We start from the raw sequence: 26,300 nt of genomic DNA, 5'->3' as shown, positions 1-26,300 counted from the left end.
AATGGTGCCCCACGCGATCAACCTGAACAACGCGTCGCTTTCGCAGCTGCCGATCGACGCCCCCAAGTACGACCGAGGCAGCGTCAACGTCGGCATCGCGCATATCGGAGCCGGCCACTTCCACCGGGCGCACCAGGCCGCGTACGTCAACCTGCTGCTGCAGCAGGGGCTGGCGCAGGACTGGGGCATTTGCGGTGTCGGGGTGATGCCCGCGGACTGGACCATGCGCGACGTCCTGGATGGTCAGGACGGGCTGTACACGCTCATCCTGGAAAACCCCGACGGCACCCGGGATGCGCAGGTGATCGGCTCGATCATCGACTACCGTTACGCGCCCGACGATCCCGAGTCGGCGCTGGAGATGCTCGCCGCGCCGTCCACCCGGATCATTTCGCTGACCATCACCGAGGGCGGTTACCGCGACCCGGAGGGGCCCGCGTTCGGGCTGATCGTCGATGCGCTGGGCAGGCGGCGCGATCGCGGCATCGCCGCGCCGACGATCGTGTCGTGCGACAACATCGAGAGCAACGGTGAGGTCGCCAGGCGCACGGTGCTCGCAAGCGCCGAACGCGTCGATCCCGGGTTGGCCGAGTGGGTGTCCGAGCACGCCCGGTTCCCGAGCTCGATGGTCGATCGCATCACTCCGGCAACGACTTTGGAGATGGCCGCGGAAGTGCGGCGCGACTTCGGCGTCAACGACCGGTGGCCGGTGGTGGCCGAGCCCTTCGCCGCCTGGGTCATCGAAGACGACTTCGCCGACGGGCGGCCCCCGTTCGAGCAGGCGGGCGTTCTGGTGGTCGACGATGTCCGGCCGTACGAGCTGATGAAGCTGCGGATGCTCAACGCGGGACACCAATGCTTGTGCTACTTCGCCCATCTGTGCGGCTTCGAGTTCGTCCACGACGCGGCGCAGGATCCGTTGTTCGCCAAGTACTTGCTGTCCTACTTCGAGACCGAGGCCATCCCGACGCTGCCGCCGGTGCCCGGGATCGACCTGCACGAGTACGGCCGCACGCTGGTCGAGCGGTTCGCGAACCCGGCCGTGCGCGACACTGTCGCACGGATCTGCGCCTACTCGTCGGACCGCATCCCGAAATGGTTGTTCCCGGTCATCTGCGACAACCTGGCCAGCGACGGGCCGGTGCAGCTGGCGGCCGCAGCGGTGGCCAGCTGGGCCCGCTACGCCGAGGGCGTCGACGAGTGGGGCGAGCCGTACGAGGTGCTGGATCAGCTGGCGGACTCGCTCATTCCGATCGCCCGGTCGCACCACGAGAACGCATGCGCGTTCATCGAGGTAACCGCGGTGTTCGGCGATCTGGCCCACCAACCGCGCTTCGTCGAGGCGTACCGCTGGGCGCTGGATTCGTTGCACAGCAAGGGAGCTCGGGCGACACTGGCGGCGTTGGTCCAATGACCCGCGGGCTGGTGATCGGCGAGTCGCTCATCGACATCGTCGAGGGAGACGAACACGTCGGCGGCAGCCCGCTCAACGTCGCCGTCGGACTGGGCAGGCTCGGCCGCGAGATCGACTTCCTCACCCACATCGGCGACGACCCGTACGGCCGGCGCATCGCCGACTACGTGAATGCCGCTGGGGTGCAGCTGGTTTCGGAAAGTCGAACCGCACAGCGCACGGCGACCGCGCGGTCGACACTCGCCGAGGACGGGTCGGCCGACTACGTGTTCGATCTGGACTGGCAGCTGTCCGGGACGCCGCCGGTTCCGCCGCCGCTTTTCGTCCACGCCGGATCGATTGCCGCCGTGCAGGATCCGGGCTGCCTGGCCGTCGCGGCCCTGATCGACACCTATCGCGTCTCGGCCACCGTCAGCTTCGACCCCAACGTGCGGCCGTCGCTGATCGCCGACCGCGACCTGGCCGTCGCACGCATCGAACATCTCGTCGAGCGCAGCGACATCGTCAAGGTCAGCGAGGAAGACCTGCGCTGGATCGCTCCCGAACACTCACCGGAGCGCACGGCGCAAACCTGGCTGGCGCTGGGCCCGGCCGTCGTCGCGGTGACGATGGGCGAACACGGCGCGCAGGCGTTCTGCGCAGCGGGTGAGGCGCAGGTGGCCGCCAGGCCGGTCCGCGTGGTCGACACCGTCGGTGCCGGCGACGCATTCATGGCCGGTCTGATCGACGCGCTGTGGGAGATGAACCTGCTCGGCGGCGACCGGCGGCCCGCCCTCGCCCGCATCGGAGCCGACGAGCTGACCGACGCCCTGGTCTCGGCGAGCGCGGCATCGGCGCTGACGGTGGCACGGGCCGGCGCCGACCTGCCCGACCGCGCCGCATTGCGGACCCAATCCTCCTCTGCCCCCGGCAGTTTCATGTAGCGCGACGACTAGCCGACCGACCATCGAGGCGGCCGCCACGCCGGAAAGTCGAGCGTACCCATTCCCCGCTCCGCGGCAACGCTAAATTGGCTCTGGGCGGTCGGCGGTCAGCGGCGCTGCCCGCAGGCATCCACCAGGAGATATGGGCTAGTTCCGTGGCAAAACAGCCAGACCAGTTCGACTGGATCAGTGCCTACCTGGACGGTCACGGCCTTCTGAAACCGTGGCGCCGGATCACGGCGGTCTTCATCGCGGCATTCGCGATGCAACCACTCATCATGCTGTTCAGCTCGGCCGGGCCCGCGCACCCGGTGACTCGAACGGTGACCATCGTCGCGTCCACCTTCGGGGCCATCGGCGCGGGCCTGCGGATGAAGCGCTGGCCGACGCGGCGGGTGTCCGGCATTTGGACGCTCATCAGCATCGTGGCCATCGCCGCGGCGCTCTTCACGCTGTCGAACCCCTACGTGGCGTTGATGGGTTGCGTGACCTTTGCACTGCTCGGCGGTTACGTCGCCTATTTCCACTCCGTCAGCTACGTGCTGGTCAACTTCGCAGTGGCCGCAACGTGCGTGGTGGTCCTGTCGTATCGCGTCCTCGAGGCCACCGGCGACGTCGCACTGGTGGCCGGTTCCCTGATCGTCGTGGTGGGACTCAACATCGGCATGCCCTGGGGCATGCAGTCGCTGGTGCACACGCTGCGCAGCGATCTGCGCAGCTCCGATGTCGACCCACTGACCGGTCTGCACAACCGGCGCTCCTTCTACAACTCGGCGTACGAACTGATCAGGGTTCATCGCGGCACGCCGGGCACGTATCTGGCGATCGCGGTCATCGATCTCGACGACTTCAAGCGGCTGAACGACACGCACGGCCACGCCGCGGGCGATCAGGCGTTGGTCGCCGTCGCCGCGGCGCTTCAGGAGAGCTGTCGCGCCACGGCCGTGATCGGCCGGTCGGGCGGCGAGGAATTCGTCGTCGCCGACGTCGAGACCACGCCGAACCCCGCCGCGACGGCCGAACGGCTGTGCAATGCCATAGCCGTGATGCCCTTTCAGATCACCGCGAGTATCGGCACCTCCAGCGCCCTGCTCAGCACCGGCCGTGCCGCCCCCGTCATGCAACTTATCGACGATCTGATCAGGAACTCCGACGCCGCCATGTATCAGGCGAAACGCGCCGGCGGAAATCAAGTTCGGCACCACGCGCGCGCGGTCCCCCCGCCCGCGTGACGGCATTGACTGTCAACGAGTTTCGCCGCTGCTTATCGGCCGTCGACCCGACAGTCCCAGGTCGTAGCCCTGCCGAGCTGTTTTTGGTACCCGAGGTGCGGGCATACTGATCCCATGCGCTCCATCTGGAAGGGTTCGATCGCATTCGGGCTCGTCAACGTCCCGGTCAAGGTGTACAGCGCCACCGAAGACCACGACATCAAGTTCCATCAGGTGCACGCCAAGGACAACGGCCGCATCCGGTACCAGCGCGTGTGCGAAGTGGACGGCGAGACCGTCGAATACCGGGACATCGCCCGCGCCTTCGAATCCGACGACGGCCAGATGGTGGTGATCACCGACGACGACATCGCCACCCTGCCCGAAGAACGCTCCCGCGAAATCGAGGTGCTCGAGTTCGTCCCCGCCAGCGAGGTCGATCCGATGCTATTCGACCGCAGCTACTTCCTGGAACCGGATTCCAAGTCGTCGAAATCCTATGTGCTGCTGGCGAAGACGCTCGCCGAGACCGACCGGATGGCGATCGTCCATTTCACCCTGCGCAACAAGACGCGGTTGGCGGCGTTGCGCGTCAAGGACTTTGGCAAGCGCGACGTGATGGTGATTCACACCCTGTTGTGGCCCGACGAGATTCGCGACCCCGACTTTCCGGTGCTGGATAAGAAGGTCGAGATCAAGCCCGCCGAGCTCAAGATGGCCGGCCAGGTGGTCGAGTCGATGGCCGAGGAGTTCAACCCGGACCGCTATCACGACGACTACCAGGAGCAGCTGCACGAGCTGGTGCAAGCCAAACTCGAAGGCGGCGAAGCGTTTACGGTCGAGGAGAAGCCCAAGGAGCTCGACGAGACCGAAGACGTGTCCGATCTGCTCGCCAAGCTGGAGGCCAGCGTGAAGGCGCGCTCCGGCTCAGGTTCAGGCGACAAGGCGCCGGCGAAGAAGGCCGCCGGGACGAAATCCGCCGAGAAGAAGGCGCCTGCCAAGAAAACCCCGGCGAAGAAGACTTCCGCTGGGTCCGGAGCCAAAAAGACCGCGGCGAAGAAGGCTCCGGCGAAGAAGGCGTCGAAGTCCTAGGGGTCTACGCCCGCAGGTAGCGACGTGTTCTGGTCGGCCGGTTGATCAGCAGCCTGATTGCCCCGACGGTCAGATAGATCGCGGCCACCATGATGATCAGCGTCAGCGCCGCGCCCCACACCCGCTGGAAACCGGCCTGCTGGGGGTTGGTGAGCTCGGTGTAGATCAGCAGCGGCAGCGAGGCCATGTTGCCGTGCAGCATGTCGAGGTTGATGGACCGGGTGTAGCCGACCAGCACCAGCACCGGCGCCGTTTCGCCGATGACGCGGGCCACCGACAGCAGCACACCGGCGGCGATGCCCGGCGCCGCCATCGGCATGACGATGCGCATGATGGTCTTCCATTTGGATACGCCCAACGCGTAACTGGCTTCCCGCAGTTCGTCGGGCACCAGCCTGAGCATCTCTTCGGCAGAGCGCACCACCACCGGCAGCATCAGCAGGACCAACGCCAACGACACCGCGAACCCGCACTGCTGGAATCCGAGGGTGGCGATCCACAGGCTGAAAACGAACAGCGCCGCGACGATCGAGGGCACCCCGGCGAGCACGTCGACCATGAAGGTGGTCACCCGCGCCAGCCGGCCGGAGCCGTACTCGGCGAGGTAGACGGCGGTCATCAGACCCAGCGGCACGGCCAGCATCGCGGCGACGCCCGCCTGTGCCAGCGTCCCGTACAACGCGTGGTAGACCCCGCCGGCGAACTCCTCGGGCAGCACGCCGCGCAGCGAGTGCGTCCACCAGCCCGACCGGGTCACGCCGTACCAGCCTCTGGAGATCACCACCGACAGCACCCACACCAGCGGTACCAGCGCGACGAGGAACGCCGAGAAGAAGAAGACGGTCGCGACGTTGTTCTTGATCCGCCGCCGGATCGCGACGGGCGCGAATACCGCTGCCTTGACCGGCTTTTCCAACGTGTCGAAGGTCATCCGTTGACCTTCCCGCCGGCCACCGCGCGAGCGACCACGTTGACGATGAACGTCAACACGAACAGCGCAAGCCCCGCAGAGATGTAGGCGCCGGTGGGCAGCGCCTCGCTGAATTCGGATGCGGCGGAAGCGATCTTGGAGGCGAAGGTGTAGCCGCCGTCGAACAGCGACCAATTCCCGGGATGGGCGGAGGCGCGCAGGATGATGAGCACCGCCACGGTTTCGCCCAGGGCGCGGCCCAATCCCAGCATCGATGCCGCGATGACTCCGCTGCGCCCGAACGGCAGCACGGTCATGCGCACCACTTCCCACTTGGTGGCGCCCAGCGCGAGCGCCGCCTCGATCTGCATGCGGGGGGTCTGCCGAAAAACTTCGCGCGACACCGAGGTGACGATCGGCAAGATCATCACCGAGAGCACCACGGCGGCGGTGAAGATCGTGCCCCCGCCGACCAGGGAAACGTTGCCCGCCTTGAACAGAAACAACCACTCCAGGTTGCGATTCAGGAATTCCGCGATCGGCTTCAGCGTGGGCGCCAGCACGAAAATGCCCCACAACCCGAAGACGATCGACGGCACCGCGGCCAACAGGTCGACCATGGCGCCGAACGGACGCGACAGCCGCGTGGGTGCGTATTGCGTCAGGAACACCGCGATCCCGATCGCGATCGGGACGGCCAACACCAATGCCGACAACGAACTCAGCACCGTGACCATGAACAGGTCACGAATGCCGAACGCCAGGCGCAGCGGATTCGTGGTGTCGAACTGAGAACTGGTGAAGAAGTTCGCCGTGTTCGCGCCCAGGGACGGGATGGCGCGGACCAACAGGAACACCGCGATCAGCACCACCGCGATCACCACAGTCGAACCGGCGGTCGACGCGATGGCGTGAAAGATCCGGTCGGCCCGCCCCAGGGCGCGGGTGTTCGCCACTTTGAGGGTCGGGACTCGTCCAGCCTGATCCACCGGTGGGGCCGCTGAACTTCGAGTCATGACTTCCTCGGCTTAGCTGATGGCGTTGACCGCAGCCGACAACCTCGACTTGAACGAGTCTGGGATAGGAATATATCCGTTGTCCGCCAAACCATTCTGACCGGCGCCGATGGCGCTCTGCAGGAAGGCCTTCACGGCCATACCGACCTGGGCGTCGGGGTATTTCGAGCACACCACCTCATACGTTGCCAGCACGATCGGATACGAACCGGCCTGCGCGGGCTTGTAGAACGAGATGGTGTCGAGCACCAGGTCATTACCCTGCCCCTTGATCGCGGCCCCCGCGATCGTCTTGCCGACCGAGTCGCTGCTGATCGCCACCGCATCCGGCCCCGCCGACGTGACGACTTTGGCCATGTTCAGGTGTTGCGCCTGGGCGAAGGACCATTCGTTGTAGGTGATCGAGCCGTCGGTCGCCTTGACGGCCGCCGACGTGCCGTCGTTGCCCTTCGCGCCCTCGCCGACACCGCCCTTGAAGGTCTTGCCGGCGCCCTTACCCCATGCGTTGTTGGAGGCGGCGTCGAGATACTTCTGGAAGTTGTCCGTGGTGCCGGACTCGTCGCTGCGGAACACGACGTGCACCGGCTGGCTGGGCAACGTCGTTCCGGGGTTCAGCGCCTGGATCGCGGGATCGTTCCACGTGGTGATGGCGCCGTTGAAGATTTTCGCGAGCGTGGGACCGTCCAGGTTCAGCGAGCTCACCGTGTTGATGTTGTAGGTGACCGCGATGGGACCGAACACCGTCGGCAGGTTCCATGCGGGGGCGCCGCCGCAGCGCTGCTGCGCGGCCGTGGCCTCATCTTGGCTCAGCGGCGAATCGGAGCCGCCGAAATCCGTTTGGTTGCCGGTGAATTCGCGAATCCCCGCGCCCGATCCGTTGGGCGTGTAGTTCAGCGTCTGATCCGGGCAGGCCTGTTCGAACGCCTTGACGAAGCGCGTCATCGCGTTCGCCTGCGCCGTCGACCCGCTGGCCTTCAGCGTCTTTTTCCCGCCGCAGGCAACCTTGCCCGAGGGCGCACCCGTCGTGGCACTTCCGCCGCTGGCGTTGTTGTCGCTACCGCATCCCGAAATCAGGAATGCCCCGGCAGCCACCACGCCGACCACGCCACTAAACCGGTTGAGTCTCATTCACTTCCTCACGTCGAAGATTGACCGCTGCAGCCCGTTGCCGCGGTCCGCCACCAACCGTCTTATCCGCGGTCGCAAAGCGGCAGTAAGAATGGGTTAACGTTCGGCAAATTTGTCTCGACTGTCGTCGTCGGACTAGGTGGCGCGCCCCCTCTCGCAGTCACCCCGGGCCGAATCTGGAATATACCCACTGAGGGTCGATCCATTTTGGCCGCAGCCCCGCTGGATATCGGGGCTTGCCACAGCGGGCCTGTGTGCGAAACTAGAACCTGTTTCAGAAATGCCGCGAACCGAGACGGCGAGGCTGCTACCGTTTCGGCCGACAGCTCAATGAAGAGAGGCCGTAATGATCCTTGACAGGTTCCGTCTGGACGACAAAGTCGCCGTTATCACCGGTGCAGGCCGCGGCCTGGGCGCAGCGATAGCGGTCGCTTTCGCCGAAGCGGGCGCCGACGTCGTCATCGCCTCGCGCACCGAATCTCAACTAGAGGCCGTCGCAGAACAGGTCCGCGCCGCGGGTCGCAAGGCACACATCGTGACCGCCGACCTGGCCCACCCCGAGGCCACCGCTCAGCTGGCCGGTGCGGCCGTCGAGGCGTTCGGGAAGCTCGACATCGTCGTCAACAACGTCGGCGGCACCATGCCCAACACGCTGCTGACCACCTCGACCAAGGACCTCAAGGACGCTTTCACCTTCAACGTCGCCACCGCTCACGCGCTCACCATCGCGTCGGTGCCGCTGATGCTGGAGCACTCCGGCGGCGGCAGCATCATCAACATCACCTCGACCATGGGCCGGCTGGCCGGGCGCGGCTTCGCCGCCTACGCCACCGCCAAAGCCGCGCTGGCGCACTACACCCGGTCGGCCGCACTGGACCTGTGCCCGCGGATCCGGGTGAACGCCATCGCGCCCGGCTCGATCCTGACCTCGGCACTGGACGTGGTGGCCTCCAACGACGAATTGCGTGAGCCGATGGAGAAGGTGACACCCATGCGCCGCCTCGGCGACCCGGTCGATATCGCCGCTGCCGCAGTGTATTTGGCGTCACCGGCCGGAAACTTCCTGACCGGCAAGACGCTCGAGGTGGACGGCGGCCTGACGTTCCCCAATCTCGACATCCCCGTCCCGGACCTGTGATCGCCGACCGCTAAGGAGCCCGCTATGCCCATCCCCGTCGTCCAACTGGGCACCGGCAATGTCGGTATCCACGCGCTGAGGGCGCTCATCACCAACCCCGAATTCGAGCTCCGCGGCGTCTGGGTGTCGTCCGACGCCAAGGCCGGCAAGGACGCGGCAGATCTTGCCGGCCTTGCGGATTCGACTGGAGTGCTCGCCAGCACCGACCTGGATGCCGTGCTCGCCACCGGCCCCAAGTGCGCGGTGTACAACGCACTGGCCGACAACCGGCTGCCCGAGGCGCTCGAAGACTACCGGCGCGTCCTGGCCGCCGGGATCAACATCGTCGGCAGCGGCCCGGTGTTCCTGCAGTACCCGTGGCAGGTCATCCCCGAAGAACTGATCAAGCCACTGGAAGATGCTGCGCGCGAAGGCAATTCGAGCCTGTACGTCAACGGCATCGACCCCGGATTCGCCAATGACCTGCTGCCGCTGGCCCTTGCGGGCACGTGCCAGAGCATCCAGCAGATCCGGTGCATGGAGATCGTCGACTACGCCACCTATGACAGCGCCGCGGTCATGTTCGACGTGATGGGCTTCGGCAAGCCGATGGACGACCTCCCGATGCTGCTGCAGCCCGGTGTGCTGAGCCTGGCGTGGGGCTCAGTGATCCGGCAGATGGCTGCGGGCCTGGGCATCACGCTCGACGAGGTCACCCAGAGCTACGTGCGCGAACCGGCGCCCGAGGACTTCGACATCGCGTCGGGGCACATCGCCAAGGGCACGGCCGCCGCGCTGCGGTTCGAGGTGTTCGGCATGGTCGACGGCAAGCCCGCCGTGGTCCTCGAACACGTCACCCGGCTGCGCCCGGACCTGCAGCCCGAGTGGCCGCAGCCCGCGCAGGAGGGCGGCTCGTATCGCATCGAGATCACCGGCGAACCCTCGTACGCCGTCGACGTCTGCCTGGGCAGCCCCAACGGCGATCACAACCACGCCGGGCTGGTCGCCACCGCGATGCGGGTCGTCAACGCGATCCCGGCGGTGGTGGCCGCCGCACCCGGCATCGTGACAACCCTCGACCTGCCGCTGGTGCCCGGCAAGGGGTTGTACCTGCCGGCGTGACGCCCCACCCGGCATGAAACGCGCCCCTTCGGCGTTGCCTAGTGCAGTCGCGCGGAAGGGGAAAGCGATGTCGAAACGACGGGTCCTGGTCAGCGGGGCGTCCAAGGGTATCGGCCGGGCGGTCGTCGACCGCCTTGCCGCCGAGGGCCACGAGCCAATTGGGTTGGCGCGCACGGCACCGGCGGACTTCCCCGGGCAATTCCACGAGGTGGACCTGGGTGACCGGGCGGCGACTGCGGCGATCCTCGACGCGATCGTCGCCGGGGGCCGCGTCGATGCGGTGGTCAACAACGTCGGCCTGGCGCGATTCGGTCACATCGGGTCGATCGACCTCGACGACCTGTCCCTCGCCTACGACATGAACGTGCGCACCGCGGTCCAGGTGGTGCAGGCGGTGCTGCCCGGCATGGTCGAGGCCGGATGGGGCCGCATCGTCAACGTCACGAGCCTGACGACGCTCGGTGTCGCCGAACGGACCCCGTATGCCGCGTCGAAGGCCGCGTTGGAAACCTGCACCCGCATCTGGGCCGGCGAGCTCGCGTCGACGGGCATCACCGTCAACGCGGTGGCGCCCGGCCCGATCGAGACCGAGATGTATCGCGGCCTGAGCCCGGTCGGATCGGACCGCGAGGCGCGGGTGCTCGACCGGCTGCCCATGCACCGGGTCGGCACCCCCGCCGAGATCGCGCATGTGATCTGCATGCTGCTGCACGAGGACGCCGGATACATGACGGGCCAGATCGTGCGCGTCGACGGGGGCGGCAGCATCGGCGTCGCCTAGCCGCAAACGCTGTGCCGGTTGTGCGCTGGTCCGGGGGCCAACGCTACGGTTGGTGTCGATTGACTTCACTGTTTTCATCGGTAATTCGGATTGAGGATCGACACGTTGGCGCAGGACACCGCGGCCTCACTCAAGACGAGCTGGTATCTGCTCGGGCCGGCGTTCGTGGCGGCGATCGCCTACGTCGATCCCGGCAATGTCGCGGCGAACGTCAGCGCCGGCGCGCAGTACGGCTACCTGCTGCTGTGGGTCATCGTCGTCGCCAACGTGCTGGCGGGCCTGGTCCAATATCTTTCGGCCAAGCTCGGATTGGTGACCGGACGCTCCCTGCCGTCGGCCATCGGCAAGCAGATGAATCGCCCACTGCGGCTGGCCTTTTGGGTGCAGGCCGAATTGGTCGCCATCGCAACCGATGCCGCCGAGGTGGTCGGCGGCGCCATCGCGCTGCACATCCTGTTCGGGCTGCCGCTGCTAGTCGGCGGCATCATCACCGGCGTGGTTTCGCTGCTGCTCCTAACGCTGCAGGACCGGCGCGGTCAGATCATCTTCGAGCGCGTCATCACCGGCTTGCTCGCCGTCATCGCAGTCGGATTCGCGGCGAGCTTCTTCGTCGCAACGCCGCCGCCCGATGCCGTGCTCGGCGGCCTGGTGCCGCGGTTCCACGGCGCCGAGACCGTGCTGCTGGCGGCCGCGATCCTGGGCGCCACAGTGATGCCGCACGCGGTGTACATGCATTCCGGTCTGGTCCTCGACCGGCACGGCCATCCCGAGGAGGGACAGCGGAGGCGCCTCCTGCTGCGGGTCACCCGGGTGGACGTCGTGCTGGCGATGGCCGTGGCCGGAACGGTGAACGCCGCGATGCTTCTGATCGCCGCAATCAACCTGCAAGACCGCGACGTGTCCGCATCGATCGAGGGCGCCTACACCGCCATCCACTCCACACTCGGAACGACGATTGCGGTGCTGTTCGCGATCGGGTTGCTCGCGTCGGGCCTCGCGTCGTCGTCGGTGGGCGCCTACGCCGGCGCGATGATCATGCAGGGGCTGCTGCATCGGCGGGTCCCGATGGTGGTGCGCCGCCTGGTCACGCTGTGCCCTGCGCTGGCGATTCTGGCGCTGGGCTTCGACCCCACCCGCGCGCTGGTGCTCTCGCAGGTCGTGCTGTCGTTCGGAATTCCGTTCGCGGTGCTTCCGCTGGTGATGCTCACCAGCAACCGCAAGCTGATGGGCAAGGACACCAACCACCCGGTGACGACGGTCCTCGGGTGGGCGGTGGCGCTACTGGTGAGCGTGCTGAATGTGGTGCTGATCTACCTGACCGTGAAAGGGATGTAGCCGACGCCGCGGCGGTCCTCCGCTTGCCTCGATATCGGAATCGCATAGTCTGACTAAATGTTTGTTCGCCGGAGAGTAGGCCGCTGAATGCGGGCCCGCCGGCACCCCTACTTCGCCTACGGGTCCAACCTGTGCGTCAACCAAATGGCGCAGCGCTGCCCCGACGCCGTTGATCCCCGGCCAGCGGTCCTGTCCGATCACGATTGGCTGATCAACGAGCGCGGCGTCGCGACCGTCGAGCCTCTCGCCGGCAACGAGGTGCACGGGGTCGTCTGGCAGCTTTCGGATCACGACCTGGCCGTCCTGGACAGCGCCGAGGGTGTGCCGGTGCGCTACCGGCGTGACCGGCTGACCGTGCGTACCGACGACGGACCCGAACCGGCCTGGGTGTACATCGACCATCGGGTGACTCCCGGTCCGCCCCGGCCCGACTACCTGCCCAAGATCGTCAACGGGGCCATCCACCACGGGCTGCCGCAACGCTGGGTCGAGTACCTGCGCCGCTGGGATCCCGCGAACTGGCCCCGGCCGGTCTCGGCAAGAAAGGCGTCAACGCCCGCGCCACAGTCGCTTTCGGAGTTACTCGCCGAACCGGGCGTGGTCGAGACGAGCCGGCTGCGGTCGCGCTTCGGGTTTCTCGCCATCCACGGTGGCGGCCTGGAACAGATGACCGACGTGATCGCCGAGCGTGCCGCGGAGGCCGCCGACGCGTCGGTGTACACGGTGCGCCATCCAGACCGCTACCCGCATCATCTGTCGTCGATGATGTTCAATCCCAACGAATCCGAGCGGCTCGCCGAGTTTCTCGACCATGTCGACGTGGCGGTCTCGCTGCACGGCTATGGCCGCATCGGGCGCGGCACCCAGCTGCTGGCCGGCGGGTGCAACCGCGTCCTCGCCGACCACCTGGCCAGCCATATCGACGTCAGCGGCTATCAGGTCATCACCGATCTCGCCGACATTCCTCGCGAGTTGCGGGGGCTACATCCGGACAACCCGGTCAACCGGGTCCGTCATGGGGGGACACAGTTAGAACTGTCAGTTCGCGTCAGGGGCCTTAGCCCGCGCAGCCCGTTCCCGGGCGCTGACGGTTTGTCGCCGGTCACCACCGCCCTGGTTCAGGGCTTGGCGGCGGCGGCTCTTTCCTGGTAAGTGTTCTTGAGATTATTGAATGGAGGACGTTGGTGGCCAAGGATTTTCGTTTTGGGATGAGCATGCGCTGGATCAAGTCGCGCGAGGCATTCGTCGAAAAGGTGAAGCAGGCTGAAGATCACGGGTTCGAGATTCTCTGCGTACCAGATCATCTCGGTGCGGCATCCCCGATCGCCGCGCTGACTGCCGCGGCCATGGTCACCACCAAACTCAAGCTGAGCATGTACGTGCTCAACGCCGCGTTCTACAAGCCGGCCCTGCTCAGCCGGGACCTCGGCGATGTGGACAAGCTCAGTGACGGCCGACTCGAGGTCGGCCTCGGAACCGGTTACGTCAAGGAGGAATTCGAGGCGGCCGAGCTGCCCTACCCCAGCGCCGGCGCCCGGGTCGACAACCTCCTGCACATGACCAAGTATTTGGCGGAGCACCACCCGAAGATGCCCATCCTCATCGCGGGCAACGGTGACCGGGTGCTGACCATCGCCGCTCAAAACGCCCACATCATCGGGCTGACCGGTTCGAGGGTGAAGGAAGACGCGGACGACCCGCTGACCGAGCGCGTCGAGTTCGTCCGCAAGGCGGCCGGCGATCGGTTCGACTCGCTGGAGCTCAACCTGGCGATCACGGCGATGCCCCGCGAAGGCGAGACCATGCCCGACCTGAAGATGACCCGCGCGTACGCGCCGGACCAGTCCGACGAGGAGTTGCTGGAGCAGACCTCGGTGCTAAGCGGGACGCCGAGCCAGATGGCAGACAGGCTGCGGTTTTACCGCGAGAAGTACGGCGTCACGTCCGTCACCGTGCAGGACAACCACATCGCCAACTTCTCGAAGGTGATCGCCGAGCTGAACTGACCGCCGGACGGCCTTGACCTGAGCCTGGGGCTTTTCCCGTAAGCTCAGCGCGTCCGCCCTCGTAGCTCAGGGGATAGAGCACGGCTCTCCTAAAGCCGGTGTCGCAGGTTCGAATCCTGCCGGGGGCACCCATGTTTTAGCAGGTAGACGAGGTTCTCCGGGTGTTCGCTTACTAACCTTGACTTCTCCTGGTCGGTGCTCGGTCGGTGACTGTGTGGCATCAGATGACTCACGCTGGCCGGCGATGGTCAATTGCGCGGCGACGTTAAGTCGCGAAGCGATGTCGTCCAAATCTGTCGGAAACAGACCCGCGTAGTGGTTTAGCGTCGTCGCCGCTGATTCGTGACCGAGGAGGCGCGCGACAGCGACGACTGACGCACCTTCCTGGATGGCCAGCGACGCGGCGGTGTCGCGCAAGTTATGCGGAGTGATTTTTAGTCGCAGCGCCGCGACCGCGGAATCGAAAACGTCACGTCGCCAGTTGCGGTTGCGCAGAGGCGTGCCTGTAACGGAAGGAAAGACCAATCCATCGGGCTTGCACTGGGTTTTGTAGTCCGCGAGCTCTTCCGACACGATTGCGGGGATCGGAACGGTGCGCGCTTGATGGTTCTTGACCGGCGACAACTCGCCTCGGGGCGCCTCCTCGGAATACGCCCGCGAGACACGCAGCACCCTGCTTTGCAGGTCAACATCGGACCATCGCAGAGCCGCTAGCTCCCCCCACCGCAGCCCGCAGTAACCGGCGACCAGCACTAGCAGCCGATCTCTGGCTGCGTCGAAATGTCCTGCAAGCCGCCAGAGTTGGGTATGTGTCAGCGGTCGCGGCTCGTTGCCCTGCACCTTCGACAACCGGATGCCCGCGGCCGGATTGCGTTGTATCACGCCGTCTCGGACGGCGTAATCAAACACCCGCCGCAGAACGCCGAGTGAGTGACGGGCGGTCGCAACTGATTGCGTTCGTGACAATTCAGCAGCCCAGGCCTGCACCTCAGACGGCCTCACCGACATGAGTGGCCGACGTCCGAAGGTCTCGGCGATCTGCTTCGCGACCACACCACGGATCTTGCGCTCGGTGGCAGGTTGTCGAGCTGGCTGCGCATTTAGCCAGATCTCACACCACTCTCTGACTGACCTATCACCCGCTGCAGGGTCAGACCAGACGCCCGAACGCAGGCTATCCACCTGGCGCCGTTCCCACTCTTGCGCGTCACGTTTTCGCGGAAACGTCCGCGATGCCACATAGCGGCCCCGGTAATAGACACGCGCCCGATAGACCCACGTACCCCCGGGACCTTCACGTCGCTCAATCACCCTGCCCGCCAACGTGATTCGCGTCGAGAGTTGAGCCACTCATCGACCTCGCCAGGATCCCACCGCAGCGCGGTGCCAACGCGGATCGCGGGTGGACCATCGCCACGCAGGCGCCACGCACGTATACAACCCACGCTCACCGTCAGCCGCTCCGCCAACTCCTGGATCGTCAGGAGCTCGCCGGGCGAATGTTTACCATCTAGCAGCAGCTTCGAACGTCCCGAAACCCTGGCCACCTTTTCTGGTATCTGTGACGCAGCCATCGTGCTTCCTTTGCGGCGGTGGTGTCTACTTAGCTGGGATCATCGGACACCACCTGGGCGTTTCGCTACCACTAATGCCAAGTTTGCCGTAAATCGGCCTAGTTCGTCATGGTCGGACCATCGCGGTCAGCACCGGGAAGCTAAAGCTGCTGTTGGCGCCCGGCAGGGCGATAACGATGGCCAGTGCCTACTAACCTCCCTTGCCGGTGGGCCGCCGTCGCAACCTCCGGGCTTTGGGGCCACCGGCGTCAGAGTAATAGGTACCGGGCGCAACTGCCCCGCCGGGCGGTAGGTAGCCAGCGGCCGAGTTCCGCAGCTGCCATATCAGGGCAGGGCATAGCAAGTTGACCGCGTATGAGACAAGGTAATTAGCCGCGAACTCGTCGCTGGGGGTGACGTCACTCTTGACGTCACCCATGACTTGCCCGTAGGCCTCGCCCCGACCGACCTTGTCGCAGATCCCGTGGCCATAAGTAAGTGCATCGTTGTTTGGGAAGCCGTAATGGCGCCGCACCACCACGTCGTAGACATATTCGACCTCAGGCGCCGGGGCGGCATGCGCCCGCGGTGGCGGCGTCAGCACGAGCAAGCCGAAGGCAGCTGCGCCGACGATCAAAGTGACCGGCGAGGCACGGCCCTTCGTGGCTGGGGGCTCGAATGACCGAGCCACGTCGCCGCACTCCGACCGCCGAAAAGTATGAGTCGGTCGACCTGCTGATATGACCGTGCTTCGCACGGCTATCGACATAGATCCAGACGTTAAACTATATAACGGATAAGGTCTCGGCCAGTCGCCAGAAGTCCAGCCAGATCACTGACCGGCCGGTCTGTCTGGGATTCTCACGACGAGATGGGCCAACGGATAGAGCGCCGACAGCTGTGCCTTCGTCAGATCCTCCGGAACGTCTCGCCCGGCATCCTGGGCCAGCGTGTGCAGATAATTTAAGTTGACTCACTGTGCTGGCGCTCCAGATGTGACGAACGAAGTGTGGCGCGAATGACCTTGCCTGCGCTGTTCAGTGGCAGCTCGGCGACCGCATACCAATAGTGCGGAATCTTGAAGCCGGCGAGCGTGACCCGAGCGAAGGAACCGAGCTCCTCGGGCCGTGGCGGATGAGCCGGGTCTGTCGGAACAACGAACGCGGCCAAGGTTTCTCCGAGTCGCGTATCCGGCACGCCCACAACGCCCACCGCAGCGACCGCGGGGTGGGCACTGAGCACATTCTCGACTTCCAACGGATAGACGTTCTCCCCGCCGCGAACCACCATATCGTGCCGACGACCGCAAAGACGGAGATAACCGTCGGCATCCAGCACACCCAGATCACCGGTGTGCAGCCACCCGTCGGCGGCCTGAGCGGACAGGTGCTCCGCGGCGGCGAGCACTTCGCCGATTCCCGCCCGGTCCGGCTTGTCGATCTGCAGACGAAGACCGCTCACCGGCCGACCGACGGTGCATAGAACGTCGGGGTTCTTGACCGCGGCCAATCGATGGTCGTTCGGACCTAAACTGGTGATCGGGCTGCCCTCGGTTTGTCCGTAGAGGCTGACCACCGCGACGTCGGGCAGGACGTCGAGAACGCGTTGCAACGTCTCGACGGTGCAGATGCAGATGCAGATGCAGATGCAGATGCAGATGCAGATGCAGATAGACGTTAGATCCGGACGAACACATTCTTGGTTCGCAGGAACTCGAAGAGTCCTTCCCGGCCGCCTTCGCGGCCGTACCCACTCTGGTTGTAGCCGCCGAACGGCGCCCCCGGGGGGAGCCCGGATGTCCCGTTGACCGATATCGTTCCAGCCTGCAGTAGCGGTGCAATCCGGTGGACGCGGGCGACGTCGCGCGTCTGTACGAAAGCGCCCAGGCCATAAGGGGTTGCGTTGGCGATTTCGACGGCTTGGTCCTCGGTGTCAAACGGCGTGATGGCCAGCACCGGGCCGAACACTTCCTCTTGCGCGACAGAGCTATGGGGATCGACGTCTATGAGCAGGGTCGGTTCGATGTAGTAGCCACCGGCAATGTCGGGGGCAAGCTCATCCGACGGTGCGGCGTGTCCCCCGCTGATCAGCCGAGCGGCGGTGCCGGTTTGTGCGCGTTGAATTGCTGTGAGCACTCGCGCGAAGGCCGCCTCGTTCACCACGGGGCCCAGGGTCGTTTCGGATGCGAACGGGTCGCCCAGGCGCAGACCGGTTATCGCTTTCGCGGTTGCGGTGACCACCTCGTCGTAAACAGATCGGTGCACCAACATGCGGGTTGCCAGGACGCAGCCCTGCCCAGCCATCGTGAAACAGGAGTGCACGGACAGCGCAGCGGCCGCATCGAGGTCGGCGTCGGGGAAAACGAGGTTGGCCGACTTGCCGCCGAGTTCGAGGACGACGGGTTTCACGGTGTGCCTGGCGGCGTCGAGGATCTTCTTGGCGGTGGCGATTCCGCCGGTGAATGAGATCTTTCCAACGTCGGGATGCCGGACCAAGGCTTCGCCGGCCTCAGCACCTCCGGGCAACACGTGCAGCACCCCCGGTGGCACACCGGCTTCCAGGGCAAGTTCGGCGAACCGTGCCACGGTATAGGGCGCGATATCAGGTGTTTTCAACACCACGCAGTTGCCCGCCGCCAGGGCGGGGGCGACCTTCATGCCCACCGACACCATCGGCCCGTTCCAGGTCAGAATGATTCCGACGACACCGTAGGGTTCGGCGAGAGTGTAGTCGAAGCCGGCGTTGAACGCTGGGGTCAGTGGAATGGTGGCGCCCTCGATTTTGTCTGACCAGCCGGCGTAATACCCGAACCAGGCGGCGCACATGTAAGACAACGACGTCGAGGTGCTTAGCGGATGGCCCAATTCGGCGGTAGCGCGTCTGCCGAGCTCCGGCAGATCTGCCTCCACCAACTCCTCGATGCGCTGCAGGATGCGCCGGCGTTTGTCCGCAGACAATGCCCGCCACGCCGGATACGCTCCTTTGGCTGCGGCAACGGCGGCCTCGACTTCCTCGGGGCCGCACAACGCGATAGTGCCGTTGACCCGTCCGGTCGCGGGATCGATGTGATCGACCTCGCCGAGGGACGTCTGGTCAAGCCACGCCCCGTCGATGAGGGGCCGGGCGATGCCGAGTTGGCGCTGCTTGGCCCGCGGGTCATCGATGACCGTGCTCATGGCTGATCCTGCTTCGCCGTGAACCAACCGGTGACCGCCGCGCTCATCGCCACTGGGTCATGGAGGTTCCGCTGAGAAGATCGTGCCAGGTGGCGGTCTTGAGGCTGTTCGAGTTCGCTGAGAGCGATGGACACGGCGGGTCTCCTTTGATCCGTTGATAGGTTGGGTGCGGTCGAGGTCACACGCAAAGGTCGTGTCCCATCGCCGCCAGCATCCGGTGGGCGACGGTCAGCAAATGGTCACCGGCGTTGGCGTTTTCTGCGAGGTCTCGGGCGATGGCGACGTCTTTGCCGAGCAAGCCCGCGATGGTGCGCACGCGAGCCGACGGTGGCCGAAGGCCCCCGAGTAGCCCGGCGTACATCTGCACCGCGAAGCTGCGTCCGCTGGCGTGCTGCAGGATGCTCATCAGGGCGGTCGCATCCACGCCCAACTCGGCCGCGAGCTCGGCAGTCTCATGTGCTAGACCCAGCGTTGCCGTAAACAGTAGGTTGTTGAGGAGTTTGGCCAGCTGGCCAGAGCCTAGGGCTCCGACGTGCACGACAGGGTCGCCGAAAGCGGACAGCACAGGCGCGACCGCCGTGTAAATTTCGTGATCTCCGCCCACCATCACGAGCAGCCGCCGAGCACGGGCTGCTTCGCCGCCGCCGCTGACCGGCGCGTCCAGCACGTGGGCGCGGCGTTCGCTGAAGCGGTCGCCCAGTTGCCGGCAGGTGGTCGGGTGCACGGTGCTGTGGATCAGCACCGTCGTTCCCGGGGTGATCCCGGCCAACAATCCGTTCGGGCGCAGCGCCACCTCGACCACATCGTCGTCGTTGAGCACACAGATGCCGACCACATCGGCCAATTCAGCGAGTTCGGCGGGGTTGGATGCGACGCGCGCGGTGTCGGCGAACGGCTCAAGGGCCTCGGGCCGGCGGGCCCACAGCACGGTGTCATGACCAGCATCGATGAGCGCCTGGGCCATCGGCGCCCCCTGGCTCCCGAGGCCGATGAATCCGACGATCGGCTTGGCTGCGGTCATGGGGTGGCCAACGCGGCGATCTGGGCGCTCAGGAAGGCGTCGATGTCGTCGGCACGCTTGCGCACGATGTCGGGAACTTCGCGGCGGGTGGTGAGGAAAAAAGTGTCGTCCTTGATGGCGTCGACGACGAGACGCCCCACCTCGGTGGCCTCAATGAGCGCCAGGGCGGGCGCCTTGCTCGCCACGCAGGGAAGGCGGTCGTAGCCGAAGGGCCACAACGCCGACGTCGACGCGGTGTTGATGATGTGCGCTCGGCCCTGGGCCAGCAGTCCAAGCAGGAAAGTCCGCAGACTCCGAGCGATCGACAGCACACTAGTGTCAAACGCCTTCGCCCATGCCGACAGCGGCAGATCCTCGGGCACGCTGATAGCGATGACACCGGATGGATGTGTCATCGGATGGTGACGCCGGCGTCGACTTTGAACTGCAGGCCGGTGACGTATCGTGCTTCGTCGGACACCAGGTACAGCACCGCATTACTAACATCAATGGCCTCGATCAGCGGTACGGGGAGCGCATTCCCGAAAATAGGACCGAGGTCCGATCGGTCTTCGAGGATTAGCTTGTGCATGGTTGGTGGCGCCATCCCGGTCAACACCCCCGTCGGATGGACGGTGTTGACTCGGATGCTTTGAGCGGCAAGCTCGTTCGCTAGAGCGACGCTCATGCCGACGATGCCTTGCTTGGCCGCTGTGTAAGGGATGTGCAGCGGGCTGCCTTTGATTCCGGCCGCTGAGCTGATGTTGATCAAGCTGCCACCGCCTTGCTCAAGCAGGTGCGGTATTGCTGCCGCGCACGTATTCCATGCCCCAATGAGGTTGACGTCGGTCACTAATCGCCACTGCTCTGCCGTCGTGGTGTCCCACGTGCCAGCGGTCAGCACGCCGGCATTGGCCACGGCGGCATCCAACCCCCCCAGCTGGCCCGCGGCTGCATTGACGGCTGATGCCAAGGCCTCGGCGTCGCGAACGTCGACGACCGCGGTGATCGCCTTGCCGCCACGCTCGGCGACCAGGTCGGCGGTTTCTTGAAGCTCGTCCTCGGTAGCCAGTTCGTATTCCAGCCCGGGCGGCGTTGCGCAGATGTCGAAGAGGATGACGTCGGCGCCTTCTTCGGCCAACCGTAGGGCGTGGCTGCGGCCCATGCCGCGCGCAGCCCCGGTGATTAATACCCGCTTTCCGGCCACCCGGCCGGTTGACGTCTTTCTCATGGGTCAAAGCTTGTTGCAGAAGCCGGCATCGACTGGGAAGGTGACGCCGGTGACGTACTTGGCCTCATCGGACGCCAGAAAGGCGATGGCTGCACTGACGTCCTCGGGTTCTATCATGTCGATGGGCATTGGATTCTGCAGATGTACACCACCCTCTGGGTAGTGCTCTAGGAATTCGGTCATGGCTGGATTGACCGCCATCATGGTCCGCACGGCGGTCGGGTGCACGGTGTTGACCCGAATGCTGTGGGGCGCCAGCACATTTGCCAGTGTGCGCATCAGTCCGACGATTCCGTGCTTCGCCGCAGCGTATCCGAGTCCTCCGCCCTGCAGGCCGCCGAAGCCTTTTAATCCCGCGGTCGAGCTAGTGAACACGATCGACCCACCTCGTTGGCCAGCGATGAGATGCGGTATCGCCGCCGAAGCGGTGTGGTAAGACCCGTCAAGGATTACCCCGGTCGCGGCGCGCCATTGGTCGAGTTCCTCCTCGAGGGTCAGCTCGCGGAAGGCGACCGGCGCAATGCCGGCGTTCGCGCACACGATGTCGAGCCGACCGAAGTGCGCTACGCCGGCGTCCACTGCAGCCTTGACCTGGTGGAAATCGCGGACATCGGCCACGCTGGCGACGATCTTGGCGCCCTCACGCTCGACAAGTTCGACGGTTTCGTCGAGTTCATCGCGGGATGCCATCGGATAGTGGTTGGCCGGGATGTCGGCGCAGATGTCGATCCCGATGATGTTGGCGCCGTCCCGGGCCAGACGCACCGCGTGACTGCGGCCCTGGCCGCGGGCCACCCCGGTGATGAATGCGACGCGCCCCTCGAATCGTGCTGACATTTGCATCTCCTTATGTCGGCTACCGCCGACTCTTCGATGTCTACTCTGCGATTCAGTGACGCGGGTGCTCGTCGATAACGATTCACCTCTCAAACCTTCGACTGGATGTTAAGTTATAGGACTTAATCCGTCTAGTATGAGATTCTGGTCAAATGTCCACGTCGGTGTCCACACCGGTAGGCGCGTCGGCCAAGCAGCGGTTGGTGCTCACCGCGGAGCGACTCTTCGCCCAGCACGGTCTCGACGGTGTTCCACTCCGGCTCATTGGCACCACGGCAGGAATGGCGAACAAGTCCGCCGTGCAGTACCACTTCGGATCGAAAGATGCACTTGTCGAAGCGATCCTGGCGAACCGACTCGAACACCTGACCCGCCGAAGACAGTTGCTCGGGGCGCGGATGTCCGCGGACGACCTGCGAAGCGTGGTGGAGGCGCATCAGCTCCCACTCATCGAACTAGCTGAAGACGAAACCTGCTACTACTTGCCCTTCCTCGAACAACTGTTGCGCTACGACTACCGAAGCAGCCCGCTATCCACCCTGCCAGCTCCCCACCGCGAATCACATCAGGCGTACATCGACCACGTCGGCGCCCTGATCGACCACGTGCCGCAGCCGCTGCGCGACGACCGCATTCATCGGGTGTCGGCGATGTGCGTGCACGCCTGCGCCGACCGCCACCGTGCGCGCGTGTTTGGGACGACCGTGTCGACTTACGCCGTCCATGTCAGCGCACTGCTGGACGGGATGGTTGCGTTTCTTACAGCGGTTCCCTCGGCCGAGACACTGACCGCGCTCCAAGGATCCACGTCCGACCGTCCGCGAATGCGGGCCCTGCCCTGAACGGATGATCATCGGTCCCGAGCGCGACATCGTGGCCGACTGTCCCAGCTGAGCGAACGGGGGAAAGGATGTTCATCGCGGCAACGGAGCGAGCGGCTACGGCGATCACCGATCTCGACTTTTACCGCTGGTGGGAGGGCAGCGATCAAGCCGGTCGCGGTGCGGACGACGCCCCCCAGTCCAGGCGAAGTGTTCGACGGGAGGATCAGTCAACGAGACCAACACTTCCGGAGTCGGACTCGGGCTAGCTGCCGGCCGGCCAGGCCAGGTCACCCGTAGGCGAGGAATTGCTCCGCGGCCGTGCGCATACGAAATGCAACGACGTCGTCGGCGACGCTGATAGGCAAGGCGGCGGGCACTCGAACCGCCTCAAGCACCAGCGTCTCCTTCGCCGAAGGCGTGGACCCGATCGGAGAACCTGGCATCACGCGAGCATCGCCGCCTCGTTAGCTGTCTGTGCCGGTATTCTTCGCCGCCGCCACCAGGAGGTGATCGAGGCGTCGCGCCACGATCCAACCGAGATATACCGCGATGTGCATGACGACCTCTTGCAGCTCGTCGAACGTGAGATCGCCGCTGCGCAAGGCGGACTCGAGCTGATCGGTCATCTCCGCATCGATCCCGAGGGCGGCGCTGCAGGAGATTGCGACTAGTCGTCGGTCGCGCGGGGTGAGGTACTCATCGCGGCTCCAGATCTCGCCGTAGAGGTAGTCGAGGTCGCCCACGGCTTGAAATGAGGTGCGTGGCGGTGCAGGCGCGGCTCCGTGCACGGCCGCGTATGCCGCCTCACCTCGGGCTCGGCGGACGCCGTCGGCAACCGGATCGGCCCACGGGACGAACCTCGCGAAGGTCAGCGTCTCGCCGTCCTCCTCGGCGATTTTGGCGAAGGCAGCCATGATGTAGGTGAGCATCGACGAGCCCTTGGGCCAACCCGCCTGGGTGCCGAAGAAGAGCAGGAACTCGTCGATCTCCTCCTTGGTCACCTCGTTGCTCTTGAGGGCGGCGTAACAGTGGGTCTCCATGGGCACGGGTGCGTCGGCCATGCCGACGCACGCAAGGGTGATCCAGCGACGATCGCGAGGCGTGAGTACGCCGCGGCGCCACATCTCGGCGAAGACGAACCCGATCACTCCGCCATCAATGTAGGCGCTGACCGGGGCAGGGGCCGGCGCGCACATGATGTGCTCGTACTCCGCACGGGCGACCCGTTGACGGTCGTCGCGATCGGTCCATTCGCTCAAGCCGACTCCGTCCGGGGATATGGAAGCTGTGCTTGCACGGCCGTCTGGGACGACAACCTAACGGGGTTGTGTGAGTAAGTCAAAAAGCTTACGAACCAGTCGCATACCTTAATACGAGCTGTGCGGAGTGAATCTCGACGCGGGGTTCTCACCTGCTGTTGTTGTGGGGGGCGGCCAATCGGGATCCGTCGCGTTTCGACGATCCCAATGAGTTCCGGCTAGACCGTCGCAATGGCAAGGGTCACATCACTTTTGGCAAGGGAACACACTTCTGCATCGGGGCGGCCCTCGCTCGGCTGGAGGCCCAAATCGTGCTCAGGCAGCTTCTTGAACGCACCTCGAAGATCGAGGCCGCTCATACTTGGCGGTGGCCGCCGAGCCTCCTGGTGCGGCGCCTCGAACGCCTAGAACTTGCCTACGAATGACACCTAATGCGCCGCGCGCCGGGTAAGACACTAGCGCCCGCAGCCCACCACGCGGTGCTGGGCAAGAGACATCGACTTCCAGCGCCTCGCCGAAGGCGACTAGAGCCGCCCTGCCAGCTGCAGGTCGGGGTGCACCCAGCTGGGCGAGCGCCGCTCCTTGAAAGCCCGATATCCTTCGGCAGCCTCGGGCGCCCGTAGGCTGGAACGCATTCCGATGCGGTCATTCAGACCCAGATAGTTGTCCAAGCTCGCCTTCACGACACCGCGGGCGGTGGGCGCCGTGCGGCAGCACTGCCCCAGCACGTCGCGCGCAGAGTCCATGAGTTCATCGTGTGGGACCACGCGGGCGACCAGGCCCCAATCAACGGCCTCCTCGGCGGACAGGACACGACCGGTCAGCATGAGGTCCCGCGTGCGGACCGGCCCGATGATGCGGGCCAGCATCTGGCTGTAATAGGTGTCTGCGATACCTCGGAACAGTTCGGGCACCCGGAATGTCGCGCGGTCGCTCACCATCGCCATGTCGTTACACATCGCGATCATCAGGCCACCGCCCTGGCACAGTCCGTTGACCGCTGAGACCACGGGCTTGGCCGAGGTTCGTAACGTGTCGAACGGCAGCACAGCGTCCATCGACAACGTTGATCCGAAGTCCATCCAGTGGTCCACTCCGCCGCCGCCGAGATCACCGCCCGGCGCGAAGACATCGCCAGTACCCGTGATGATCAGACCGGCCAGGTCGTTATCGGAGTTGACCCGGTTCACCGCGTATCCGATGCCGAAATACATCGCGGCCGTCATGGCATTTCGGGCTTGCGGGCGGTCCAAAGTGCAGATCGCAAGAGGTCCCTCGCGGGTGAACCTGAGAAACGGCGTGCCGAGCCAGTCGCCGTCCGGAGGGCGTGGACCGACCGTATTGGACTGGGTGGCTTCAGACATGAATTCTCCTTACCCGTCGCCAGAGGCTCAGGTACACCTCGGCTGGCCACCTGCCTGAGACGGTGAAATCGGCGATGTGGTGGTGAACATTAGCGACCCCAGCATCGATGCGAGCGAGTGCACCGGCAACGATTTCGTATACGTAATCTCCGCTGCCTGGCGCCGAGCGGCGCCCTGGTCGAAGATGATGATGTCGGGCAACGCTAGCAGCAGATTCTTCTGAAGAGAAGATCATGATCATAAAATGCAACTAATGTATCTTCGTGCGGACAGACATCATCTGCGACCATCAATGTCTTCGTGGGCGCTTCGCCGCCAGGCGAGATCGCCGTCACCGACACACTCCCGATCCTCGATCGCGCCATGTTCTGCCTGACGAGCGGATACAAGGTCCAACGCGGACTAACCGCGGATCAGCCTGCGCGTAGCCAGATTTACCGCCAGTGAAAGACGGGGGTACGCACCGGTTGCACGAACGAAAGGGCATCATGCAACAAGATGATCAACGGCCAACACACAACACCCGATTGTCTGCAAAAGACCTCAGCATGTTGAACATCGCCGCCGCCGCAGCACTACACCGAACTGCCGAGCTGCGCAGCGAAATCAAACAAGCCCTAGCCAACGGCCTCACCACCGACGAGGTCCGCGACATCCTCAACGAGGTAGCCATACACGCCGACTCAAGCGTCGCCGATTGCGTCCGCATCGCGGAACAAGCCCTCACCGATCCGCAACAGTAACCGCGCCGAAAGATGACCGCCTTGGCGGTGACGATTCAGGCAGAGGACCACTATGACGTCTCAGTGATGGCTGCTGACGGAGCACGGCCGGCATCGCACCGGCTACCCAAAGGCCATGCCGGCATTAGAGAACTCCACAAGGTGATCGCCGACTATGCAGCGCGGGGATGCTTGTATAGCGAAGCTGCATACGCACGCAATTTCGTGGTGTTGCCATCATCCATGTCGGTGCGAGGTGCTGCCGCTGCTGCACGACGG

Annotated in this window: 25 protein-coding genes, 1 tRNA gene and 3 pseudogenes; 14 read left to right on the top strand and 15 right to left on the bottom strand. The window is 65.1% G+C overall.

Annotation, left to right across the window (positions count from 1 at the left end):
- The first annotated feature begins 1 nt into the window (after position 1).
- From MRAB57_RS15155 to ku, 4 genes are all read left to right on the top strand, one after another.
- Positions 2-1,414 carry a mannitol dehydrogenase family protein gene (locus MRAB57_RS15155; protein ID WP_077088072.1) on the top strand — a complete coding sequence of 471 codons (1,413 nt, stop codon included), beginning with the start codon at positions 2-4 and terminating at the stop codon, positions 1,412-1,414.
- Positions 1,411-2,337, top strand: a complete 927-nt coding sequence (locus MRAB57_RS15150) for a carbohydrate kinase family protein (RefSeq protein WP_077088071.1) — start codon at positions 1,411-1,413, stop codon at positions 2,335-2,337. Before MRAB57_RS15155 ends, MRAB57_RS15150 begins: the two co-directional genes overlap by 4 nt.
- A 155-nt stretch (positions 2,338-2,492) precedes the next feature.
- Complete coding sequence (locus MRAB57_RS15145; protein WP_245835931.1) at positions 2,493-3,569, top strand: GGDEF domain-containing protein; 1,077 nt, start codon at positions 2,493-2,495, stop codon at positions 3,567-3,569.
- Positions 3,570-3,683: 114 nt separating this feature from the next.
- Complete coding sequence (gene ku / locus MRAB57_RS15140; protein WP_077088070.1) at positions 3,684-4,640, top strand: non-homologous end joining protein Ku; 957 nt, start codon at positions 3,684-3,686, stop codon at positions 4,638-4,640.
- 4 nt (positions 4,641-4,644) lie between these two features.
- On the opposite strand, the gene pstA is transcribed toward ku, so the two are convergent.
- From pstA to pstS, 3 genes are read right to left on the bottom strand one after another with little or no spacing between them, the layout of a single operon-like run.
- Positions 4,645-5,571: a phosphate ABC transporter permease PstA gene (pstA, locus tag MRAB57_RS15135; protein ID WP_077088069.1), complete on the bottom strand. Its 927-nt coding sequence runs from the start codon at positions 5,569-5,571 to the stop codon at positions 4,645-4,647.
- Positions 5,568-6,566 (bottom strand): phosphate ABC transporter permease subunit PstC, encoded by a 999-nt coding sequence (pstC, locus tag MRAB57_RS15130; protein WP_083743427.1) that lies wholly within the window; start codon positions 6,564-6,566, stop codon positions 5,568-5,570. Before pstC ends, pstA begins: the two co-directional genes overlap by 4 nt.
- A gap of 12 nt (positions 6,567-6,578) precedes the next feature.
- Positions 6,579-7,694, bottom strand: coding sequence for a phosphate ABC transporter substrate-binding protein PstS (gene pstS / locus MRAB57_RS15125; protein WP_077088067.1), 1,116 nt, complete (start codon positions 7,692-7,694; stop codon positions 6,579-6,581).
- A gap of 346 nt (positions 7,695-8,040) precedes the next feature.
- On the opposite strand from pstS, the gene MRAB57_RS15120 reads away from it, so the two are divergent.
- From MRAB57_RS15120 to MRAB57_RS15090, 7 genes are all read left to right on the top strand, one after another.
- On the top strand, positions 8,041-8,832 hold the full coding sequence (locus MRAB57_RS15120; RefSeq protein ID WP_077088066.1) for an SDR family oxidoreductase: 792 nt from the start codon (positions 8,041-8,043) through the stop codon (positions 8,830-8,832).
- Positions 8,833-8,856: 24 nt separating this feature from the next.
- Positions 8,857-9,933 carry an NAD(P)H-dependent amine dehydrogenase family protein gene (locus tag MRAB57_RS15115; RefSeq protein ID WP_077088065.1) on the top strand — a complete coding sequence of 359 codons (1,077 nt, stop codon included), beginning with the start codon at positions 8,857-8,859 and terminating at the stop codon, positions 9,931-9,933.
- Positions 9,934-10,000: 67 nt separating this feature from the next.
- Positions 10,001-10,714, top strand: a complete 714-nt coding sequence (locus MRAB57_RS15110) for an SDR family oxidoreductase (protein WP_077088064.1) — start codon at positions 10,001-10,003, stop codon at positions 10,712-10,714.
- A gap of 90 nt (positions 10,715-10,804) precedes the next feature.
- Entirely contained in the window at positions 10,805-12,049 is a 1,245-nt protein-coding gene (locus MRAB57_RS15105; protein ID WP_425436747.1) for an Nramp family divalent metal transporter, read from the top strand.
- A gap of 87 nt (positions 12,050-12,136) precedes the next feature.
- On the top strand, positions 12,137-13,201 hold the full coding sequence (locus MRAB57_RS15100; protein ID WP_077088063.1) for a poly-gamma-glutamate hydrolase family protein: 1,065 nt from the start codon (positions 12,137-12,139) through the stop codon (positions 13,199-13,201).
- Between the two features lie 56 nt (positions 13,202-13,257).
- Entirely contained in the window at positions 13,258-14,055 is a 798-nt protein-coding gene (locus MRAB57_RS15095) for an LLM class F420-dependent oxidoreductase (RefSeq protein ID WP_083743426.1), read from the top strand.
- A gap of 55 nt (positions 14,056-14,110) precedes the next feature.
- A tRNA-Arg gene (locus tag MRAB57_RS15090) sits at positions 14,111-14,183 on the top strand.
- A gap of 193 nt (positions 14,184-14,376) precedes the next feature.
- Here the strand turns inward: MRAB57_RS15090 and MRAB57_RS29200 are convergent.
- The 9 genes and pseudogenes from MRAB57_RS29200 to MRAB57_RS15040 form a co-directional block, all read right to left on the bottom strand.
- Positions 14,377-15,237, bottom strand: a pseudogene (locus MRAB57_RS29200) (tyrosine-type recombinase/integrase); the annotation flags it as partial.
- A 125-nt stretch (positions 15,238-15,362) separates the two neighbouring features.
- The gene (locus tag MRAB57_RS29640) at positions 15,363-15,629 is read right to left on the bottom strand and encodes a helix-turn-helix transcriptional regulator (RefSeq protein ID WP_083743425.1); all 267 of its coding nucleotides are present in this window, start codon (positions 15,627-15,629) and stop codon (positions 15,363-15,365) included.
- A gap of 301 nt (positions 15,630-15,930) precedes the next feature.
- A pseudogene (locus tag MRAB57_RS29635) lies at positions 15,931-16,245 on the bottom strand (DUF732 domain-containing protein); the annotation flags it as partial.
- A gap of 326 nt (positions 16,246-16,571) precedes the next feature.
- Positions 16,572-17,117, bottom strand: coding sequence for a class I adenylate-forming enzyme family protein (locus tag MRAB57_RS15065; protein ID WP_342743343.1), 546 nt, complete (start codon positions 17,115-17,117; stop codon positions 16,572-16,574).
- A gap of 167 nt (positions 17,118-17,284) precedes the next feature.
- Positions 17,285-18,784: an aldehyde dehydrogenase family protein gene (locus tag MRAB57_RS15060; protein ID WP_083743424.1), complete on the bottom strand. Its 1,500-nt coding sequence runs from the start codon at positions 18,782-18,784 to the stop codon at positions 17,285-17,287.
- 178 nt (positions 18,785-18,962) lie between these two features.
- Positions 18,963-19,805, bottom strand: a complete 843-nt coding sequence (locus MRAB57_RS15055; protein ID WP_077079694.1) for an NAD(P)-dependent oxidoreductase — start codon at positions 19,803-19,805, stop codon at positions 18,963-18,965.
- A complete protein-coding gene (locus MRAB57_RS15050; protein WP_077079693.1) occupies positions 19,802-20,200 on the bottom strand; it encodes an SDR family oxidoreductase in 399 nt (132 codons plus the stop codon). Before MRAB57_RS15050 ends, MRAB57_RS15055 begins: the two co-directional genes overlap by 4 nt.
- The gene (locus MRAB57_RS15045; RefSeq protein WP_077079692.1) at positions 20,197-21,015 is read right to left on the bottom strand and encodes a mycofactocin-coupled SDR family oxidoreductase; all 819 of its coding nucleotides are present in this window, start codon (positions 21,013-21,015) and stop codon (positions 20,197-20,199) included. Before MRAB57_RS15045 ends, MRAB57_RS15050 begins: the two co-directional genes overlap by 4 nt.
- Before the next feature lie 3 nt (positions 21,016-21,018).
- Positions 21,019-21,852 (bottom strand): mycofactocin-coupled SDR family oxidoreductase, encoded by an 834-nt coding sequence (locus tag MRAB57_RS15040; RefSeq protein WP_077082062.1) that lies wholly within the window; start codon positions 21,850-21,852, stop codon positions 21,019-21,021.
- A 152-nt stretch (positions 21,853-22,004) separates the two neighbouring features.
- Between MRAB57_RS15040 and MRAB57_RS15035 the strand changes: the two genes are divergently transcribed.
- On the top strand, positions 22,005-22,694 hold the full coding sequence (locus tag MRAB57_RS15035; protein WP_077079691.1) for a TetR/AcrR family transcriptional regulator: 690 nt from the start codon (positions 22,005-22,007) through the stop codon (positions 22,692-22,694).
- Between the two features lie 269 nt (positions 22,695-22,963).
- Here the strand turns inward: MRAB57_RS15035 and MRAB57_RS28605 are convergent, their stop codons facing one another.
- Entirely contained in the window at positions 22,964-23,119 is a 156-nt protein-coding gene (locus MRAB57_RS28605; protein WP_157900614.1) for a hypothetical protein, read from the bottom strand.
- A 21-nt stretch (positions 23,120-23,140) separates the two neighbouring features.
- Positions 23,141-23,935 (bottom strand): carboxymuconolactone decarboxylase family protein, encoded by a 795-nt coding sequence (locus MRAB57_RS15030; protein ID WP_077079690.1) that lies wholly within the window; start codon positions 23,933-23,935, stop codon positions 23,141-23,143.
- Between the two features lie 143 nt (positions 23,936-24,078).
- Here MRAB57_RS15030 and MRAB57_RS15025 point away from each other — a divergent pair.
- Positions 24,079-24,360 (top strand): annotated as a pseudogene (locus MRAB57_RS15025) (cytochrome P450); the annotation flags it as partial.
- A gap of 99 nt (positions 24,361-24,459) precedes the next feature.
- On the opposite strand, the gene MRAB57_RS15020 reads toward MRAB57_RS15025, so the two are convergent.
- A complete protein-coding gene (locus tag MRAB57_RS15020) occupies positions 24,460-25,299 on the bottom strand; it encodes an enoyl-CoA hydratase/isomerase family protein (RefSeq protein ID WP_077079689.1) in 840 nt (279 codons plus the stop codon).
- Between the two features lie 488 nt (positions 25,300-25,787).
- On the opposite strand from MRAB57_RS15020, the gene MRAB57_RS15015 reads away from it, so the two are divergent.
- On the top strand, positions 25,788-26,042 hold the full coding sequence (locus MRAB57_RS15015; protein ID WP_131829134.1) for a carboxymuconolactone decarboxylase family protein: 255 nt from the start codon (positions 25,788-25,790) through the stop codon (positions 26,040-26,042).
- Positions 26,043-26,300 lie beyond the last annotated feature (258 nt).

The organism is Mycobacterium rhizamassiliense, from assembly GCF_900157375.1.
Classification (GTDB): Bacteria; Actinomycetota; Actinomycetes; order Mycobacteriales; family Mycobacteriaceae; genus Mycobacterium; species Mycobacterium rhizamassiliense.
Note: the sequence above shows the minus strand (reverse complement) of the source record. Positions and strands in the feature narration are given on the sequence as shown.